This window comes from Megasphaera sp. AF13-6AC (assembly GCF_027685385.1).
GTDB classification, from domain to species: domain Bacteria; phylum Bacillota; class Negativicutes; order Veillonellales; family Megasphaeraceae; genus Megasphaera; species Megasphaera micronuciformis.
The window spans coordinates 956-1240 of record NZ_JAQCUN010000117.1 but is presented as its reverse complement, the minus strand read 5'-3'; the positions used below and the strand labels follow the sequence as shown (position 1 = coordinate 1240).

Annotated in this window: 1 pseudogene; it reads left to right on the top strand. The window is 51.6% G+C overall.

Annotation, left to right across the window (positions count from 1 at the left end):
• Positions 1-285, top strand: a pseudogene (locus tag PGX78_RS06635) (electron transporter RnfC); the annotation flags it as partial.

Sequence of the window (285 nt, the reverse complement as noted above, 5' to 3'; positions counted from 1 at the left end):
CAAGGCTGACGGCCTTGATTACGACATTCATGCATCCACATCCGGCGAAGTCGTTAAGGTAGCTCCCATGCCGCATAACATGATGGTTACGTGCATGGCTGTCGTAATCAAGGCTGACGGCCTTGATGAATGGGCGGACGGGTTGCCTGATGAAAAAGATTGGAAAGAACTTGACAAGGCACAAATCGTTGAACGTATTAAACAAGCCGGCGTCGTCGGTTGCGGCGGTGCTACCTTCCCGGCTCATGTCAAGTTGGCTCCCAACAAGCCGGTAGATACGTTTAT